The 17,792-nt window shown below is 29.6% G+C and carries 13 protein-coding genes; 10 read left to right on the forward strand and 3 right to left on the reverse strand.

All coding sequences use genetic code 11. The features are described 5' to 3' along the window. Nucleotides 1-30 precede the first annotated feature (30 nt). Complete coding sequence (locus ABD011_RS07955; protein WP_343797251.1) at nucleotides 31-1,527, forward strand: aminotransferase class V-fold PLP-dependent enzyme; 1,497 nt, start codon at nucleotides 31-33, stop codon at nucleotides 1,525-1,527. Here ABD011_RS07955 and ABD011_RS07960 read toward each other — a convergent pair whose 3' ends face one another. Continuing rightward, entirely contained in the window at nucleotides 1,528-2,418 is an 891-nt protein-coding gene (locus tag ABD011_RS07960) for a lysophospholipid acyltransferase family protein (RefSeq protein WP_131507536.1), read from the reverse strand. 62 nt (nucleotides 2,419-2,480) lie between these two features. On the opposite strand from ABD011_RS07960, the gene ABD011_RS07965 reads away from it, so the two are divergent. Further along, nucleotides 2,481-3,131 (forward strand): rhomboid family intramembrane serine protease, encoded by a 651-nt coding sequence (locus tag ABD011_RS07965; RefSeq protein WP_343797254.1) that lies wholly within the window; start codon nucleotides 2,481-2,483, stop codon nucleotides 3,129-3,131. Nucleotides 3,132-3,185: 54 nt separating this feature from the next. On the opposite strand, the gene ABD011_RS07970 is transcribed toward ABD011_RS07965, so the two are convergent. Then, nucleotides 3,186-4,325: a TlpA disulfide reductase family protein gene (locus ABD011_RS07970; protein WP_131507534.1), complete on the reverse strand. Its 1,140-nt coding sequence runs from the start codon at nucleotides 4,323-4,325 to the stop codon at nucleotides 3,186-3,188. A gap of 146 nt (nucleotides 4,326-4,471) precedes the next feature. Between ABD011_RS07970 and mnmE the strand changes: the two genes are divergently transcribed. The 6 genes from mnmE (at nucleotide 4,472) to ABD011_RS08000 (ending at nucleotide 9,326) form a co-directional block, all read left to right on the forward strand. Beyond that, nucleotides 4,472-5,863: a tRNA uridine-5-carboxymethylaminomethyl(34) synthesis GTPase MnmE gene (gene mnmE / locus ABD011_RS07975; RefSeq protein ID WP_343797256.1), complete on the forward strand. Its 1,392-nt coding sequence runs from the start codon at nucleotides 4,472-4,474 to the stop codon at nucleotides 5,861-5,863. Between the two features lie 167 nt (nucleotides 5,864-6,030). Continuing rightward, on the forward strand, nucleotides 6,031-7,149 hold the full coding sequence (locus ABD011_RS07980) for a site-specific integrase (RefSeq protein WP_343797258.1): 1,119 nt from the start codon (nucleotides 6,031-6,033) through the stop codon (nucleotides 7,147-7,149). 2 nt (nucleotides 7,150-7,151) lie between these two features. Further along, complete coding sequence (locus ABD011_RS07985) at nucleotides 7,152-8,114, forward strand: hypothetical protein (protein ID WP_343797260.1); 963 nt, start codon at nucleotides 7,152-7,154, stop codon at nucleotides 8,112-8,114. Nucleotides 8,115-8,254: 140 nt separating this feature from the next. Next, nucleotides 8,255-8,596 (forward strand): hypothetical protein, encoded by a 342-nt coding sequence (locus ABD011_RS07990; RefSeq protein WP_343797262.1) that lies wholly within the window; start codon nucleotides 8,255-8,257, stop codon nucleotides 8,594-8,596. A 137-nt stretch (nucleotides 8,597-8,733) separates the two neighbouring features. Continuing rightward, nucleotides 8,734-9,111, forward strand: coding sequence for a hypothetical protein (locus tag ABD011_RS07995; RefSeq protein WP_343797264.1), 378 nt, complete (start codon nucleotides 8,734-8,736; stop codon nucleotides 9,109-9,111). A gap of 2 nt (nucleotides 9,112-9,113) precedes the next feature. Then, nucleotides 9,114-9,326, forward strand: a complete 213-nt coding sequence (locus ABD011_RS08000; RefSeq protein WP_343797266.1) for a hypothetical protein — start codon at nucleotides 9,114-9,116, stop codon at nucleotides 9,324-9,326. Between the two features lie 49 nt (nucleotides 9,327-9,375). On the opposite strand, the gene ABD011_RS08005 is transcribed toward ABD011_RS08000, so the two are convergent. After that, entirely contained in the window at nucleotides 9,376-9,951 is a 576-nt protein-coding gene (locus ABD011_RS08005; RefSeq protein WP_343797268.1) for a C2 domain-containing protein, read from the reverse strand. A 453-nt stretch (nucleotides 9,952-10,404) separates the two neighbouring features. On the opposite strand from ABD011_RS08005, the gene ABD011_RS08010 reads away from it, so the two are divergent. Further along, a complete protein-coding gene (locus ABD011_RS08010) occupies nucleotides 10,405-12,093 on the forward strand; it encodes a hypothetical protein (protein ID WP_343797270.1) in 1,689 nt (562 codons plus the stop codon). 11 nt (nucleotides 12,094-12,104) lie between these two features. Then, the gene (locus ABD011_RS08015; RefSeq protein ID WP_343797272.1) at nucleotides 12,105-17,753 is read left to right on the forward strand and encodes a P-loop domain-containing protein; all 5,649 of its coding nucleotides are present in this window, start codon (nucleotides 12,105-12,107) and stop codon (nucleotides 17,751-17,753) included. The last annotated feature ends 39 nt before the right edge of the window (nucleotides 17,754-17,792 follow it).

Raw genomic sequence — 17,792 nt, forward strand, 5'->3', positions numbered from 1 at the left:
TAGTAACTTTATCTTTTAAATCACAGACTTATGCTGACGACTGAAATGACTCATAACACCACTGAATTAGAACAGTATTTTCAACAATTCAGACAGCATATTATAGGAATTGACCAAGAGTTTCAATCGCCTTTTGGAACTCAAAAAATCATATATACCGACTGGACTGCATCAGGACGTTTGTACAGACCTATTGAAAACAAAATAGCTAATGATTTTGGACCTTTTGTAGCCAATACACATACCGAAACCACTGTGTCAGGTACAGCAATGACTAAAGCGTATCATAAAGCACGTCAAATTATAAAGCAACATGTTAATACCAATGAAGACGATGTGTTGATTGTATGTGGTAGTGGAATGACTGATGCTGTAAATAAGTTTCAACGTATTTTAGGTTTGAAAGTGCCTGAAAACCTTAAGAGTTACACTGCTGTTCCTGACGAAATGAAACCAGTTGTTTTTATCACGCATATGGAGCATCACTCTAATCAAACATCATGGTTAGAGACCATCGCAAAGGTTGAGGTAATTCCACCAGGAGAAGAAGGATTATTCAGTTTAGAAAATCTTGAAAAATTACTACATCAATACAAAGACAGAACCTTAAAAATAGCTTCGGTAGTTGGAGGTTCTAATGTTACAGGAATTGAAACACCATATCACGATATTGCAAAACTGATGCATCAACATGGAGGTGTTTGTTTTGTGGATTTTGCTTGTTCAGCACCTTATGTAGATATTGATATGCATCCTGAAGACGAAGCAAAAGCCTTAGATGCTATTTTCTTTTCACCTCATAAGTTTTTGGGTGGACCAGGAACTTCAGGTGTGTTGATTTTCAATAAGAAATTGTATAAAAATATGATTCCTGATTGTCCAGGAGGAGGTACTGTAAGTTGGACTAACCCTTGGGGAGAACATAAGTATTTTGATAATATTGAAGATAGAGAAGATGGTGGAACACCAGGTTTCCTTCAAACTATTAAAACTGCTTTAGCGATTAAATTGAAGGAGCAAATGGGAGTTGACAATATGCTAAAACGAGAGCATGAGCTATTGACTACGCTTTTTAGTGAATTGGGCAATGTTGAACACTTAAATATTTTAGCAGGTCAACATGAAGAAAGACTAGGCGTATTTTCGTTTTATATTGATGATTTACACTATAATTTAGGCGTAAAACTACTTAATGATCGTTTTGGAATTCAAACACGTGGTGGCTGCAGTTGTGCAGGAACCTATGGACATTATTTGTTGCATGTAGATTATGATACTTCTCACGAGTTAACTCAAGAAATTTCATTGGGAGAGCTAACGCGAAAACCAGGTTGGATACGACTTTCTATTCACCCAACAACAACAACTGAAGAAGTAAATTATGTTTGCGAAAGCTTAAAAGCATTGGTAGCAAACCATAAGGTTTGGGCAGAAGATTACAACTACAATAAGATGACCAATGAGTTTATTCATAAGAACGCGACAAACTCAAATAATACACCAATTGACGATTGGTTTAAGTTGTAATTATAAAAACTTTTCAGGCACTTTGTCTCTATGTTTCCAACGTTTGTGAGTCCATAGGTAATACTCTGGAGCTTCATAGATTTGTTGTTCTACCAGCTTTAAAAAGATATCAGTGATTTCGTAGTCTTTATATTCTTTTGGATTTAGTGTAATAGTTTCAAAAGTGGTTTCATAATATCCACGTTTTAGCTTTTTTACCTTAAAAAATACTACAGCCATATCTAGTTTTTTGGCTAGCATTTCAGCTCCAGTATATACAGGTACTTTTAAGCCCATAAATTCATTCCAGTGAAATGCTTTACTAGGCTTAGGTGATTGGTCTGATACAAATCCGTTTATCGTTAAAATCCCTTTTCGTTTTAAGTCAATAAGCGTTGGAACAGTTTCTTTAGTAGTGATAAGGTAGCTGTTGTATTTGGCACGAATACGTTTTACTAATCGGTCAAAATATTTATTAGCTAATCTCTTGTAGACAGCATTTCCTCTATATTTTACATAAGTTTGAAGAATAAATATCCACTCCCAACTCCCATAATGAGCACACATTAAAATGATACTTTTATTTTGCTCTTCAATAGCTTTTATAACATCAATATTAGTAAAGGTGAAGCGTTTTTTCATTTCAGCTTCAGATATGGTCATGGACTTAATAGACTCCACAATCATGTCGCATAAGTGGTGGTAAAAAACTTTGGTAATTCTATTAATTTCTTCTTTTGATTTATCAGGAAATACTAATCGAAGATTTTCTTTTACAGTCTTTTTTCGGTAACCAAAAATGCGAAAGACAAAAAGATATACAAAATCAGAAAATGCATACAATAGTCTGAATGGTAAAATAGAAATAAGCCATAAAAAGGGATAAACCAGAATGTAAACTAGAAATTGCATTTTTTAGTATTAGATTTGCATCAGCAAATATATGTTATATTCTATTTAAACGTTTACAGTTTATGGGTAATTTAAGTTTAGTTACAATTGTTATTATTGCTGCCAATGTTATTATTTCTTTCAAAGGACTTAATGATTATGGCTTTTTTGAGCGCTATAAATTTAATGTAGGAAGTATAAAACGTGGAGAACAAATACGCATGTTTAGTTCTGGATTTTTACATGTAGATACAATGCACTTGTTTTTCAATATGTTTACCCTATACTTTTTTGCTGATGTTGTTATTGCTTATTTAGGCAGTTTAAACTTTATTATAGTATATGTTGCCAGTTTAATTTTAGGGAGCTTACTCTCATTATATTTTCATAAAGATGAATATTATTACAGTGCAGTAGGAGCAAGTGGAGCTGTTACTGGTGTGTTGTATTCTGCGATATTATTGGAGCCTAATATGGGACTTTATATGTTTTTTGTTCCAATTCCAATACCTGGATATATTTTTGGGATTGGGTATCTTTTATATTCTATATACGGAATGAAAAACAGAATAGGAAATATAGGACACGATGCGCATTTTGGTGGAGCAGTAGGAGGCTATATTGTAACTCTAATGCTGGCACCTTGGTTGTTTGAAACCAATTTGTTATTTGTAGGTTTATTAGCTGTGCCAATACTTATTTTATTTGTGATGCATAAAACAGGAAAGTTATAAAAACAAAAAAGCCTTCATAATTGAAGGCTTTTTTGTTTTAGTGCTTGTGCGTTGTTAATCTAATAATTCAGCAATTTTATTTTCTAAAGCTGGACCTCTGAGGTTTTTTGCTATAATTGTTCCTTCTTCATCTAAAATGTAAGTTGCAGGAATAGAGTTAATCGCATATTGTTTAGCTACAGGATCGTTAAAATAAGCTAGGTTAGATACATGATGCCAAGTTAATTTGTCTTTTTCAATAGCACTTAGCCATCTGTCTTTTTGACCTTGCTTATCTAAAGACACACCAATAATTTCAAGACCTTTGTCGTGGTATTTTTCGTAGACTTTTACCACATTAGGGTTTTCTCTTCTGCAAGGTCCACACCATGAAGCCCAAAAGTCGATAATAGTTACTTTTCCTCTCATATCTTTTAAGGCAAGCATTTTTCCATCTGGGTCTGGTGCTGAAAACTCAGGAGCAGCTTTTCCTATTTCAAGGTTTGCTAAACGTTCTTTTTCTTGTTTTTTGGTTATTATTCTAGTGTTAACTCTCATTCCGTAGATTGATTGTTTAATGTCACTTTCAAGATTGTTAAATGCATTGCTGAGTTTGTCTAAATCGGTATTGTTACCTCCTAATAACGATTCAATCAATACTAAAGAGAAGAAGTTGTCATTGTTTTTGTTTATGAACTCAAAAGGATAGCTCATCATTTCGTTAGTGAGCTTGTCTAGATCTTCTTTGATTAGTTTAGTTTTTGCAGAATCTGTACCTCTTTCAGCTTGTCTATGATTCATGCTTAAGGTTCTGCGTTTTTGAGAAAGCTCTTTTACTTTAAGATTATATTCTTCAAAGGCTTTATTGGACTTTGTTCCTGATACTTTAGTAGTATGCATACTGTCCTTTTCAACCTGTATGTTTATAACTCCATTTTCAATCATAAAAGGTTTGCTTCCAGGAACGCTATTTACTTGTAAGAACCACATTTGAGGGTTTTCAATTTTGCCTTCAAACTTAAATTTCTCATCTACAATTATAGCTGTGTCCTTAAACATTTCTTTTCCTTTGTCATCTCTAGATTTTAAGTAAACTCTAATACCATTTAAAACCCCTTTGGCAGTTCCGTTTACTACATATCCATCAGGTTTTTCAGTAGTTTCACAAGCAGTTAGTAATAAGCTTACTAATAGAAAACCAAGTATTTTTTTCATTTTATATTCTTTTTAAAGTTGCACAAATATACTAATGAATATAGGAGAATGTCAATGGATTTTTCTTAATAAAATCCTAAAGAAACTAGGTTCAATTAGTGAGTACTAGTAATTTTACAATACTTTTGTTAAAAATTATATCAAAGATGTTTCATCAAGATACTATTGTAGCTTTGGCAACACCATCAGGGAGTGGTGCAATAGCTATTATACGACTTTCTGGAAAGGACGCTATAGCAATAGCAGATAGTTGTTTTCAATCAGTAAAAAACAATAAGTTACTTAAAGACCAAGCGACACATACCATACATTTAGGACATATTGTAGAGGATAAACGAGTGTATGATGAAGTATTAGTTTCGGTATTTAAAAATCCAAACTCTTACACTGGAGAGGACGTGGTTGAAGTGTCTTGTCATGGTTCAGCCTATATACAACAGGAGATTATTCAATTATTTCTTAGAAAAGGCTGTCGAATGGCTAATGCAGGTGAGTTTACGCTACGTGCCTTTTTAAATGGAAAACTTGATTTGAGTCAAGCAGAAGCTGTTGCAGACCTAATAGCTAGTGATAACGAAGCGTCTCATAAAATTGCTATGCAACAAATGCGAGGTGGTTTTTCGAGTGAGATTGCAAAGTTGAGAGAAGAGCTTTTAAATTTTGCATCTTTAATTGAGTTAGAGCTTGATTTTGCTGAAGAAGATGTTGAGTTTGCAGATCGTACACAGTTTAAAAGTTTAGTTGACCGTATTGTATTTGTGTTAAAACGTTTGATAGACTCGTTTGCTGTTGGAAATGTCATCAAAAACGGAATTCCTGTAGCTATTGTTGGTGAACCAAACGTTGGAAAATCTACTTTATTGAATGCGCTATTGAATGAAGAGCGTGCTATTGTGAGTGATATTGCAGGTACTACAAGAGATACTATAGAGGATGAGCTATCTATAGGAGGTATTGGGTTTCGATTTATAGATACTGCAGGTATAAGAGAAACAGAAGATGTTGTTGAAAGTATTGGAATTAAAAAGACTTTTGAAAAGATTGAACAATCTCAAGTCACAATCTATCTCTTTGACAGTACAAAAGGGATTACTGACTTAAAATCGATACAAATAGAACTTGAAAAAATAAAAAATAGGTACCCTCAAAAACCTTTGCTTATTATTGCCAATAAGATAGATTTACTTGATGACAGCCAACTTGCTACATTACAGCAACAGATTGAAGGCGTGCAGTTACTCTCAGCAAAAACAGGTTTTGGTGTAGAGCAATTAACCGATTCGTTATTGAATTTAATTAATACAGGTGCTTTACGTAATAATGAAACTATTGTAACTAACACACGTCATTATGATGCTCTTTTAAAGGCTTTTGAAGAGGTTCAGAAAGTGAAGTATGGACTAGACTCTGGGCTTTCAGGAGATTTATTGGCTATTGATATACGACAAACGCTTTACCACTTTGGTGAGATTACAGGAGAGATTACTAATGATGACCTACTTGGTAATATTTTTGCTAATTTCTGTATCGGAAAGTAACTTCTACAAACTACCTCAAAATGAATCAATATAAACAATTGAAAAACAGTTGTTTAAAATTTTATTATCGAATTGAGCTTTTGCCTGTTTGTTTAAATTTAACTATTTTTGTCCTGTATTTGTACCATTTTTAATTTGCGGTACAAAACGGTACAAAATTTTGTCACATGAATGTATCCATTAGAAAACGAAAGAAAAAGGACGGTCAGGAAAGTTTATATTTAGATTATTATCTACCAAAGGCGAAGCAAAAACGAAAAAAGGAATCTCTAAATTTATTCCTATATACCTCACCAAATACCTCTAAGGAAAGAACTCATAATAAAAAAACTTTATTACTGGCAGAAAGTATTCGTTCTAAGAAGTTTTTAGAGATGCAACATGATGCACATGGGTTTTCAAATACAGCTAGAGAGAACTTAAATAAAAATTTCATCACTTATTTTTCTGAAAAGACAGATGAACGTTATAACCAATCTACAGGTAATTATGGTAATTGGGATAGTGTATTGAAGCATTTGATAAAATTTAAAGGCGATTTTGTGCCTTTTCGAGAAATAGACGTCAAATGGCTTGAGGATTTTAAATATTATTTAAAGCATACGGCAAGAACTAAAAGTAATCAGTCACTCTCTCAAAATTCATGTTACTCTTATTTTAATAAAGTTAAAGCATGCTTAAGAGAGGCCACAAGAGAACACATCATCTCAAATAATCCAGTGGATAATATTAAAGGTTTTAAACAAGGAGAATCTGAACGAGAGTTCTTAACATTAGAAGAATTGAAAAAAGTTGCTAATACGGAATGCGAGATTCCAATCTTGAAACAAGCTTTTATCTTTAGTGCACTTACTGGGCTTAGATGGTCTGATGTACACAAATTGGTTTGGAAGGAGGTCCAATACTCTGAAGAACAAGGTCATTATATACGCTTTAAACAAAAGAAGACCAATGGCTATCAAACGCACCCTATACCAGAACAAGCATTTAATTTGTTAAATGAAGGGCAGGGTGATGAAGATCGTGTATTTAAAGGCTTGAGATACAGTGCTTGGAATAATTTAAAGCTACAACAATGGGTTATGAAAGCAGGAATAAGTAAAACGATTACGTTTCATTGTGCTCGTCATACATACGCCACCTTACAACTTACCTTTGGCACCGATATTTACACGGTTTCAAAGTTACTTGGTCATAAGGAGTTAAAAACCACTCAAGTTTATGCTAAAATCATAAATCAAAAGAAAGTAGAGGCCGCTAATGTAATACCAGACATTAATACTTAAATATGGCAACAAACTACGATTACTACAATATTGAAATAGCGGATATTTGGCAACATGAGCATGAGCAATTCTTAGTTGGAAATACCTCTGATAGATTGGCTAAAACAATTATCGATAAAGCAGAGGAAATTATAATAAGAAAAGGTGAGGTAAACTTTACGGTTGATTTAGGTGTTAACGTTCCCAAAACAGACAAAACTTACTATTTACGACATCTAAATGATTTTAAGAGAGATTCCAAAAGTTTAAATGGCAGGTATGATCTTAATTATTTTTTCAACAAACATTCTTGTTACCAGTATGAGCAGAACATAATCATTAAGCCTGAATCGTTTGACTTTGATTTCTGGTTTGCATTGAAATTGAGGCAATATGATTCTAAACTTATAGAAATAAGTAATTTTTTAAATTTTCAACTTGAGTCCAGTTTTAACAATAATCCTTCCGAAATCCTTGATTTTCTCAAAATAGTCACTAAACAATTTAAGGATGATTTACTTAGCGACAGAGTTATCGAAATAGTTGAAGATTGGATTGGAAACCATTCAGCAATTAGTTCTGTTGAAAAGGAAGTCAACTTAGTAGATGATAGAATCATTTTGAGAATTAAATATAATCGAACAAAGTTATTTGAAGTCCTTAAGCCTTATTTTGACGATAAAGAACATGAAAAGTTGAATTCCCTTCTATCAGAAAATGAAATTAAAAATAAAATTTGTTTTAAGAGCAATGCTAACCAGTTTGTAATGGTTTTTAGACAACTTCATTTACATCAACAGATAATTGGAAAATTAGTCAATACTGAAAAATGGATTTGTAAACACTTTACTTACTATGGTAAGAACAAAATACATTCTGGTTTTAATCTTGAGTATGTTCATAAGAAACTAACACAAAATTTCTATGATATTCCAAATTCAAAAAGAATAGACCTTCCAGGATTAGATTACATTAAGAGTAAATAACTTCTTTAAAAAAACATATCCCTTTTAGGTGCCTTTTGAGTTTAGGGTCTTGAAAGGGACCCAAATTTCTTCCGATCGTTGCATAATTAATTATGATTCGAGAGGTTGAAACAGCTCGACTCAATTTAAAATTATATTGAATGAAAGATTTATCTAAACCACTATATTCACTTACTGTAGGAGAATATATGGAGCTAAGTAAAGAGGCTTTTGCTCAAGAAGCAAAAAAGCTAATAGTAAATAATGATGAGATCTCGGACAAATCAAATTCAAATAGCGATATCATTTTTGTCGAAGATGTCCAACAACTAACAGGCTATAAAAAGGCAACGATTTATTCTAAAGTTTGTCGGTTTGAAATGCCGGTTGTTTCTAAACGACGACCATTGACATTTTCAAGAAAGGACATTGTGAATTGGCTTAAGGAAGGCAAACCATCGGTTATAGACCGAGAGGCAAATGACTACTTAAGTAAAACCTAAATTTACCTTATAATACGCATATTAAGTTAAATGCATATGGATTTCAGTTAGGTTGGCATATATGCCGTTGCATTAACCTGAATGGGTATAAATCCTTTTATATCTAAGCTACATATAACTATATTAAATTTAAAATCATGAAAGAAGATAATAAAGAAAAGGCCATTGATCCTTTAACAGGAGAGGAGTTCGTGCCAAAGCGTAGCAACCAAAAATTTGCATCTAGGGAGAACCAAATCAAGTATAATAATATCAAAGCTGCTAAAGAACGAAATGCGAAGGCTTTAACAGAGAATATATTAAATGCAAATAGAAAGGTGTTACAGAGAATATTAGGTTCTAAAAGTGAAGTGATTAAATCATATGATTTTATGGATGGAGCAGGATTAAACTTTGGATTTAATACACATACAATGAAGATTGGAAATATAAACTGGATATGTGTTCATGATTATGCATATGCCTTGGTTGATACAAATGCATTTAAAATAATTAAACTAGATAAAGCCTTTTAACTATGGAACATCAAATAATAAACTGTTATGAATTAGATTTAAAGCAAAATTTCCCTGAAGATTTAAGGTTGTCTCAAATAGAATGTGAATCATTAAAGCATAAGAATAATATTCTTTTTAATATGTTAGTTGGTTTGGGTGCAGGTTTTTTAACTATTTTCTTATTAAAATTAATAATTTCTGAAAAAAATAATAAGCAGAATCCCAAAGAATAAACATCTAGACATAAGTAAGACTATATCTAGATGTTTTATGGACTATATGTTACCATTCATAAGTTACTTCTAGGTCAACCAATATTTCTTCAGATTGACTAACCACAGTGATTACATCAGGAAAATTGTTATTTGATGTATAAGCAAAAAAGCCAAAACTTGTCATAAAGTCATCTTCACTAGTTGTATCATAATCCCAGATGTTTACTAAAAATGGATTTTCATAAGTAATTAGTTCAAGTGAAGGTGTTAATGTAAACTCAAAAAAAGTGCCTTCACCAGAAATTGCATTTTCATAAAACGTAGGACTATCATAGATAACATTCAAATCAGAATCCTGAAAAGTAATGTAGACATCAGGTAATGCAGCTTCTGCATCTGGAATTGCCGCATCCCAAAACTCACCGTTGTCCGTATTTGGAAATACCCTTACAATAGCTTTGTTAATAATTACTTTGCTTGGTGTTACTTGATCAGAGCAATTATTACCTGTGTAACCTTCAAGGCAATTACATTCACAATCCATAAAAGTACCGCCATTAAGACATACAATCGTTTCACAATTTTCTGAATCGGAATCAGAAGAACAACCTAAGTAGGTTGAAGTTAAAATTGATAAGAGCATCAATCTGAAAATTTGGTATCTCATAATATTTAATATTATAATCACCCAGTTCCAAAGTGAAGTTAGTTAAAAATAATAAGCGTGGAACTGTAGCTTACTGTTCGAAAGGTACTGGTATACCCGTGCACAAATAAACACAGCCCACGCCATTACGTGAGCATCAGTCCATTTATCTTGTACACATTCAAAAATTACCAGTTTTTTCGAACAAGATTAAATAGCTAACGCTATATTCTATATGTTAAAGCAAATATATGATTTTAGTATTTACATTTGAATGAATTGATATTAATCTTATTTTAATTAAAGCGAATTAATTTATGTTTTTTTGATTAAAATTTGCTAATTTCTTTAGTTCCTATGGTTTCTTACAAATAAGCTGATTCTTTCTTTCCTTCAATTAATTACTCAATCCCGTAAATTTTTAACTGTTAATTCAATAAATTGCTGTCTATGATAAAAATAGTACAACGATTAGAATTTGAAAATGTATTTCCAGACGAAGAACAAAAAGATGTATTAGAATATTTGGGAAATATATCAAAATTTACTCTCTTAAATATTATAGGATTTAGTAATACAAAACCGCAACCAAATTTTGACACTTTTTTTTCAAACCCAGACGTTAGTTGGGATATTATTCAAAGAGTAACAAAATATGGTAGAGAGAACCGAATACCAGAACCTCCAGAAGTGATATCTAGAGAAGCTAGTCTGAGACTTGCCGAACATATTTTAGCTAATAAAGAAAGTTTGTTGAACGGTAATACTAATGATGATAGAGATGCCGATGAAATTAATATTTTCAAGGCGTTCCTTGTTATAAATAAAGAAGTAAATGAAAAACAAAACTTCGGAGACTCAGAAGCTACTATAGATAAGATGGCTGATATGTCTATTACAATGGCTTTTTCATCAGCGGACATTGGAGTTTACTCAAATAGTGATATAGAATTTGGAAAATTATTATATGCTACAATAGTGAAATTTGAATACATTCTCGAATTTATTAATTCAAATGTAGAATATAATTACTTAGAAGCTGCTTTACTTGAAAGTTTTGAAGAATCTGATATAACTGGGTTAAACGAACAAGTTAAATTATTATTAGGCACTATTCTAAAACTGAAGTTTGATAATAAATACAAACTTTTTATTGAAAAACCTGAACATAAACGTTTCTTGACTGCCCTAGCATCTGATGAAATAGAAGAATCTACAGATTTTACAAACTTAAAAAACCATCCTATTTATAGAATAGATAATGATACATTTTCCATTATTGATTATTTTTTTGTTGTAGATAAATTTTTTAAGAGTGTTAAATTCATTTTAAAGAATGCATATAATACACATCATAATTTATCTGAAAGAAGTGGAGCATTTTTTAGTTTTTATAATATGAAGTTTTCTGAAGAATTTCTTATGAAAAATGTATTGGATGAAATTTTTCATTGGAAACATATGATAAAAAGACAAATTGCAGAAACTACAGATAACGAACCAGATTATTATGTTCGTCATAACAAAAGAATTTATCTTTTTGAAAACAAAGATGTTTTAGTAGCTGGTGGCATTAAAAGTTCATCTGATATTGATGAAATTCGTAACTTATTAAAGAAAAAATTTCTTCACGATGGTAATAGGGCAGTAGGTATTGGCCAACTTGTTAAATCTATTGAACAAATAGTAAATAATCAATTTCCATTTGATGAATATGTAAATAATAAAAACAACTTAACAATATACCCTGTATTGCTAGTTAGTGACAGAATTTTTGAAATAATGGGAATGAATCATATCTTAAATCAGTGGTATTTAGAATTAGTAAAAGAAAAATTAGGGGATAATTATAATCCAAGTTTAATTAGGGATCTAACATTTATTGATATAGATACATTAATCTACTGGCTACCTCACCTAAAATTAAAAGATCGTAATTTTAAGAATATCATAGATGTTCATCACAAAGCTATGAAAAAGGTGATTAATGTAAATAATCCAAATCGAAGAGAAGGAATTATACAAGCTAATAAAGCTTTTTATAAAAGATTATCTCCAATAAGTAATAGGTTTAACGAGTATAAATTTCCTATTAATCTCTTAATAGATAAGTTTAAAGATGTACTTCCTGAAGGTTAATATTATTATATATGGCATTAAGTGAAGCACATAAGGGGTATGAATACCAAGATTTGATTACTGCTTATTTTATAATAGAAGAAATTATTGATGATCATAATAGCAGTTTTAAAATTGATAAAAAAGAGTTTAAAAAAGATAAGTTTGACGATTTAACTATCATAAGAGGACAAGAGGTATTAAAAAAACAAATAAAATATAGTGACAATCACATATTAGAAAAACAGGATTTATCTGCAAAAGGAACATACAATCTCGCCATAGATTTATTATATAAATCTTGGTTATTTAACCCAGAAAAAGAAAAAATAAAAGATATAAGGCTCTGTTTAGCTTGGGGTGAACCAATTGATAATGAGTTGACAAAGGTCTTATGTATTGACAACTCTAATAAATCATTTAAAAATTTTAATACTTCACAATATAAAATAAACCTAGATGAACTTTGGAAAAAAAATAAACCATTAAATTCTTGGAAAAGACTTGGTATTGAATCTAAAAATATTGACAAGAAATTATTTGCCAAATTTTGTGAGAATCTTATTATTGAAGTAGAATATCCGAAATTTAGCCTAGACTTTGATAAACCCAATGATTTAGAGCTTTTAATTTTAAGACAAACGGAACAATTAGGTATAGGTGTGTACCCTAACGACAAGACACATCCTATTGATTTTATAAATCGATTATTACACTTAATTAGAAAGTATAGAATAAGCCAACAAATACTTACTACTGAACAAATTTTTAATAAGCTAAATATTAAAAGAGATTTCGGTTCTATAAAACAAATATTTCCTATTAATCCAAAAGAGAATATTGGCCTAAAAAGCAGATTAGATGCACTAAACAACTATTTAAATGAAAAGCGAAGAATTATATTAACTGGAGAACCAGGTAGTGGTAAATCTTGGTTTGTAAACAATTTAATTAAGTTTTTAAAAAAGAAAAACATTAATGTAGTAAAACATTATTGTTATACTGATTTAGAAGACGAACTGCAGAAAGAAAGAATTAAATTAAATGTTTTTTATGGTAATTTAATTTCAGACATACTTAATTCTTTTCCTAATTTACATAAAAAAAAGAAAAATAAATTTGGAAGTAGTTTATCTGAATTAAACGAATTATTACTAAATATTTCTGAAGATACAGTTATTATAATTGATGGCTTAGATCATATAAATAGAATATATGAATTTCGTGACTTTAATGACTTAACAAAAAAAGAAACTGAAATTATTACCTGTTTAGATCAAATTAAAACTTCCAATAAAGTTAAGATAATTGCTACATCACAACCTATAGAAGATCTAGATTTCATAAGCTCATTTACACAACACGAAATTCCTAGTTGGCAATTAAAACAAGTAAAAAAATTAATGCTTAAGCTAAATCTTGATGATGCTTTTTTAAGTGATTCTAAGATAGACTTATCACAATTTTTATTAAATAAGAGCACAGGAAACCCTCTTTACCTAAGTTATCTTATTAAAGAAATTAAAGAGAATAATATCACACTATCTAAAGCTTCTTTAAGCTCATTACCAAACTATTCCTATAATTTAGAGCTGTATTATAATTACTTATTAGATAGACTGAATACAAAGGAACAAGTTCCAAGAGTTTTATCTGGTGTTAATTTTGGTTTAACAAAATCAGAATTAATAGAGATAACTGGTGATGGGGATGATGTAGAAAGTTCTCTAAAATCATTAACGCCTATATTGAAATATAATTTTTCAAGAAATGGATATATAATTTATCACGAAAGCTTTAGACGTTTCATAATAAATAATTTAAAGGAAAGAAATGTTAATATAGAAAAAAATGTTTTTTCACCAATTATAGATTGGTTTGATGAAAAAGGGTTATTTGAATATCAAAAAGCATATAGATATTACCTTTCTTTATTAAGTGATGGAAAACATTATGAGACCATAGGGAAATACATTTCAATAGATTTTGTTTTTAAAAGTCTTATAAATGGTCAACCTTGGGAGTTAATCGAAAAAAACTACGATTACCTTGTATATGCATCTATAAAGAATAATGATTATTCAAAGATTGTTATCACTTCTGAAATAAATAAGATAATAAGTACTACCCAGGATACTTTTTATGAACTCTATAATAATTACATAGAAGCTTTAGGAAGTCTTAAAGGATATAAATTTGTTAATGATTATTTAAGTTTTGATGGACTTCGTACAATAGATCCAAGATTAGGGTTACAGTCTTGCTATCTATGTAGCATAAATAATTATAGTCCTATATGGGATATTTATTTTGATAAATACTTTATAAAAGGAGAAAATATTGAGATTGAAGATTTTCATTTATTTATAAGATATCATATTGACAATAAAAATAACGAAGGGTTAATCCATATATGCTCTCAAATTAGAGAATATCCTGAATACCAAGATGTATTTAAAAATGAAGTTTTCAAAGCAAAAGATTTAGAATTCATTGAAAAACTAAAGCAAAATGCAATTGTATTAAATGTTTTGTCGAAAAATGATTCTTTTGAAAATGATATAGATATAAATAAGACCTGTCAAGAGCTTTTAAATTGTTCTTATATACAAAAGGAAGATAAAGATTTAATTAGTGAATTAATCAATTTTATTAAACTAAATCATAACAATAAAAAATTAATTGATTATGTAATTAATCAATTTAGAAATATAAATTGGTTTTACAATTGGCTTATTTATTTAATAGAAATAAATATAGCTTATTTAAACTCTGAAAGTAATTTTAATGAACTGAGTCGTATTTTCAATTATTTAATTCTAGATACAGAAAACTTTATAGGAGAGCCTCGAACTTGTGATTTATACACCATTAGAGAAGATATTTATAAATCATATAGATTAGGTTTGTCCCTTATAGATGAAAGTGCCAATTGGAATGAGATTATAAGCATATTTGTAAAGTTGTCTGATGAAACTACGACAAGTTTGCAAGGCAGTCTTGGAGGCCCTTTACCTCCAGATGAATTATTTCTACTATTAAAAGAGTATTCTAATCAAGATAATATTGAACTTATTTTGTCTGTTTTAGAGAAACAACTCAAAAGCAAAAGTGAATATCATTTACATTCTTATGTTGCAGAATATAATTTTCTTCTATCTCAATTATATTCCAAAAATAATAAGTTAGAAGAAGCTGAAAAAGCATTTAATTTAGGAGTTAAGTATTCTATAGGATATACCTTTAGGAAAGATATAACTTTATCAGAATTAATTATTTCTTTAGAGAATATAAATAGTTTAGGAAAAGATTTTGCTTTAGAGGCTTTCAAAAAAACAAAAGTATTAGTCGAATCTGTTGTAAACCACACAGATGGAAAAGAGACTAGGCATTATCCTGTTTCTTGGTTTAGTGCTTTTTGTAAAAACGATATTTTTAACTCTAGTCTTTATTTACTTAATGAATTAAACAATTCAAGATATGATTGGCGTTTAGAAACAAGTTTGTTAAATATTTTAAATAAAATTGAAGAAGAAGTTAAACCAATTATTAAGCTTTTTCTATTTAAAACATTTATTATAGAATCATCAGAAAGTCATTTAAACAAATGCCTTGATATTTATGATCTAACAAAAGAAGAACATCCAATAATTTCAAGAAGCTTTCTAAGCTCTATCTACATTAAATTTGAATCTGACAAAAGTTCTACAACTGGTTTTTCGTCCAAGTTTTTAAAAAGATTAAATAATGTTTTTAAAAATAAACAAGGCGTTATTTCACCTAAACACAATAATAAAATCCCAAAGAAAAAAGAGAGAAGTCATTCGAATATTATAGAGGTATTTAAATCTAAATATGAAGACCGAAAATGTTTTTCTGAAATGAAACCAGAAGAAATGAAATCATTTCTCTTTGAAAAAAGAATAAATAAAAAAGAGCTCAATTCATTATGTTATTATTTTGATCAATTCAATTCCTTAACAAAGGAATTAAAAGATTTAATTAAAACGATAGTAAAAGGAGGGAAGTATTCTTCTACACATAATTATGATTATGAAGTTTTATTCACTAAAAAAAATGAAATAACATTATACTATTGGGTTTGTTGTTTTGTATATGATAGGGGCACTTGGTATGAAGAGTTTACTAACATATCTGCTTTAAATGAAGCATACAAAATAGATAATGAAGCTGTTTGGAGTTTTTTAAATGAATTTTTAGAGAATAAGCTATCAAAAGGGTTTAGCGTGGGTATAGGGGGAAATCTAATTAATGCTTTTATAAAAACAAATCAAGATAAGACGACAATAAAAAAAATATGGAATACTTTATTTCATTGTATGAGTGAAAGACTTCCTTCTAAATCAGATTATGAATGGGAAGAGAGTTTAAAAAATGAAGGTAAAATGGGTATTGAAGAAATATTTGTCTGTATACTAATAACGCGATTCAATTCCAATACAGTAGAAAGATTTCAACATACATTATCTGGTATATCATATTTATTATATAACTACCCAGAATTACTTATAAAACCTCTAAAATGGTTTTTTAAAAATCAAGAGAAATATTTAAAGTCAATTTTGATTTCAATAATTACCTTACTATACGAATACAACAAAGAAAATCCAGATTATAAACACAATTTCAAATTTGAAATAGATCGTATATATCCGCTAAATTATTATCTATTCGATACTGCTATAGAATTAATGTATTCCAAAAAGAAAAAAGATGCCATAATAGTTCAAAATTTAGATTTGATTTATAATGAAGAAATAAAAGAAGGTGAGTTTGAATTTTTCTTGAAATTAAACTCAAGACACTTAAAATTATTTCAAAGGTTTCCAGAAAATCTCATCCAGATATATGGAAAATATAAAAGAACTTATAATACAAAATATGGAGATTATTTAGAATTATATTATTCAAGATCTAATAAAATTCACGTTAATAATTTATACTACTACGATTATATCCTGGAACTATTAAATAAAGATTTATATGAGGAATTAAAAAATTATAATGAACAGGGAATAATTTTTGAAGATTTAACAATAGATATAAAAAACATTATATCTCAGACCAATTCAAGTTATTACAGACCACAAGAATTAAAGCTTCCTCATTCAATGAAAGAAATAAGTCAAGAACCTGTTAATGATGATAAGCAGTGGATTAGAATAGCTCATATCGAAAATGAAATATTTAAAGAAGGTAGGTTTGAAGATGGAGCTGAATACAAGACTTTTGGTTCTATTTGTTTTGATAGAAATAAAAAAAAGGAACTTCCTGTTGGTCACCTAAAGAGTATGCCTAATGAGAAATATAGTTTAAGTGAAGTGTTTGATAATGAAATGATCACATATATATTTATTCAAAAAAAGCATCACTTGGAAGAGCTAAACCTTATAATCCTAAACCCCAATTTAATGAACACCTTAAACTTAAAAAGGGTGAAATTCAATAATGGTTTTTCTGCAGAAAACGAATTAGGAGAAGTAGTGCTAAAATATAACTCTTGGAAAACAAACTATATTGGTAATGGTCATATTACAGGAATTGCTGATGAGATTCCGTTATTAGATGGGGCAGAATTAATAATTCGGAATGACTATTACAAGAAACTTATTAAGTCATATGGCAAGACTGTTTTTTATAAAACAATTACTATATATTGAATAACATATAGAATTAAACTTAATCAATTTATATTTCTA

This window comes from Gaetbulibacter jejuensis, from assembly GCF_039524015.1.
GTDB lineage: Bacteria > Bacteroidota > Bacteroidia > Flavobacteriales > Flavobacteriaceae > Gaetbulibacter_B > Gaetbulibacter_B jejuensis.

Bases quoted from the DNA above. Each gene is read 5' to 3' on its own strand.
- ABD011_RS07955 (WP_343797251.1), top strand. From the start codon at position 31: ATGCTGACGACTGAAATGACTCATAACACCACTGAATTAGAACAGTAT.
- ABD011_RS07960 (WP_131507536.1), bottom strand. From the start codon at position 2,418: ATGCAATTTCTAGTTTACATTCTGGTTTATCCCTTTTTATGGCTTATT.
- ABD011_RS07965 (WP_343797254.1), top strand. From the start codon at position 2,481: ATGGGTAATTTAAGTTTAGTTACAATTGTTATTATTGCTGCCAATGTT.
- ABD011_RS07970 (WP_131507534.1), bottom strand. From the start codon at position 4,325: ATGAAAAAAATACTTGGTTTTCTATTAGTAAGCTTATTACTAACTGCT.
- mnmE (WP_343797256.1), top strand. From the start codon at position 4,472: ATGTTTCATCAAGATACTATTGTAGCTTTGGCAACACCATCAGGGAGT.
- ABD011_RS07980 (WP_343797258.1), top strand. From the start codon at position 6,031: ATGAATGTATCCATTAGAAAACGAAAGAAAAAGGACGGTCAGGAAAGT.
- ABD011_RS07985 (WP_343797260.1), top strand. From the start codon at position 7,152: ATGGCAACAAACTACGATTACTACAATATTGAAATAGCGGATATTTGG.
- ABD011_RS07990 (WP_343797262.1), top strand. From the start codon at position 8,255: ATGAAAGATTTATCTAAACCACTATATTCACTTACTGTAGGAGAATAT.
- ABD011_RS07995 (WP_343797264.1), top strand. From the start codon at position 8,734: ATGAAAGAAGATAATAAAGAAAAGGCCATTGATCCTTTAACAGGAGAG.
- ABD011_RS08000 (WP_343797266.1), top strand. From the start codon at position 9,114: ATGGAACATCAAATAATAAACTGTTATGAATTAGATTTAAAGCAAAAT.
- ABD011_RS08005 (WP_343797268.1), bottom strand. From the start codon at position 9,951: ATGCTCTTATCAATTTTAACTTCAACCTACTTAGGTTGTTCTTCTGAT.
- ABD011_RS08010 (WP_343797270.1), top strand. From the start codon at position 10,405: ATGATAAAAATAGTACAACGATTAGAATTTGAAAATGTATTTCCAGAC.
- ABD011_RS08015 (WP_343797272.1), top strand. From the start codon at position 12,105: ATGGCATTAAGTGAAGCACATAAGGGGTATGAATACCAAGATTTGATT.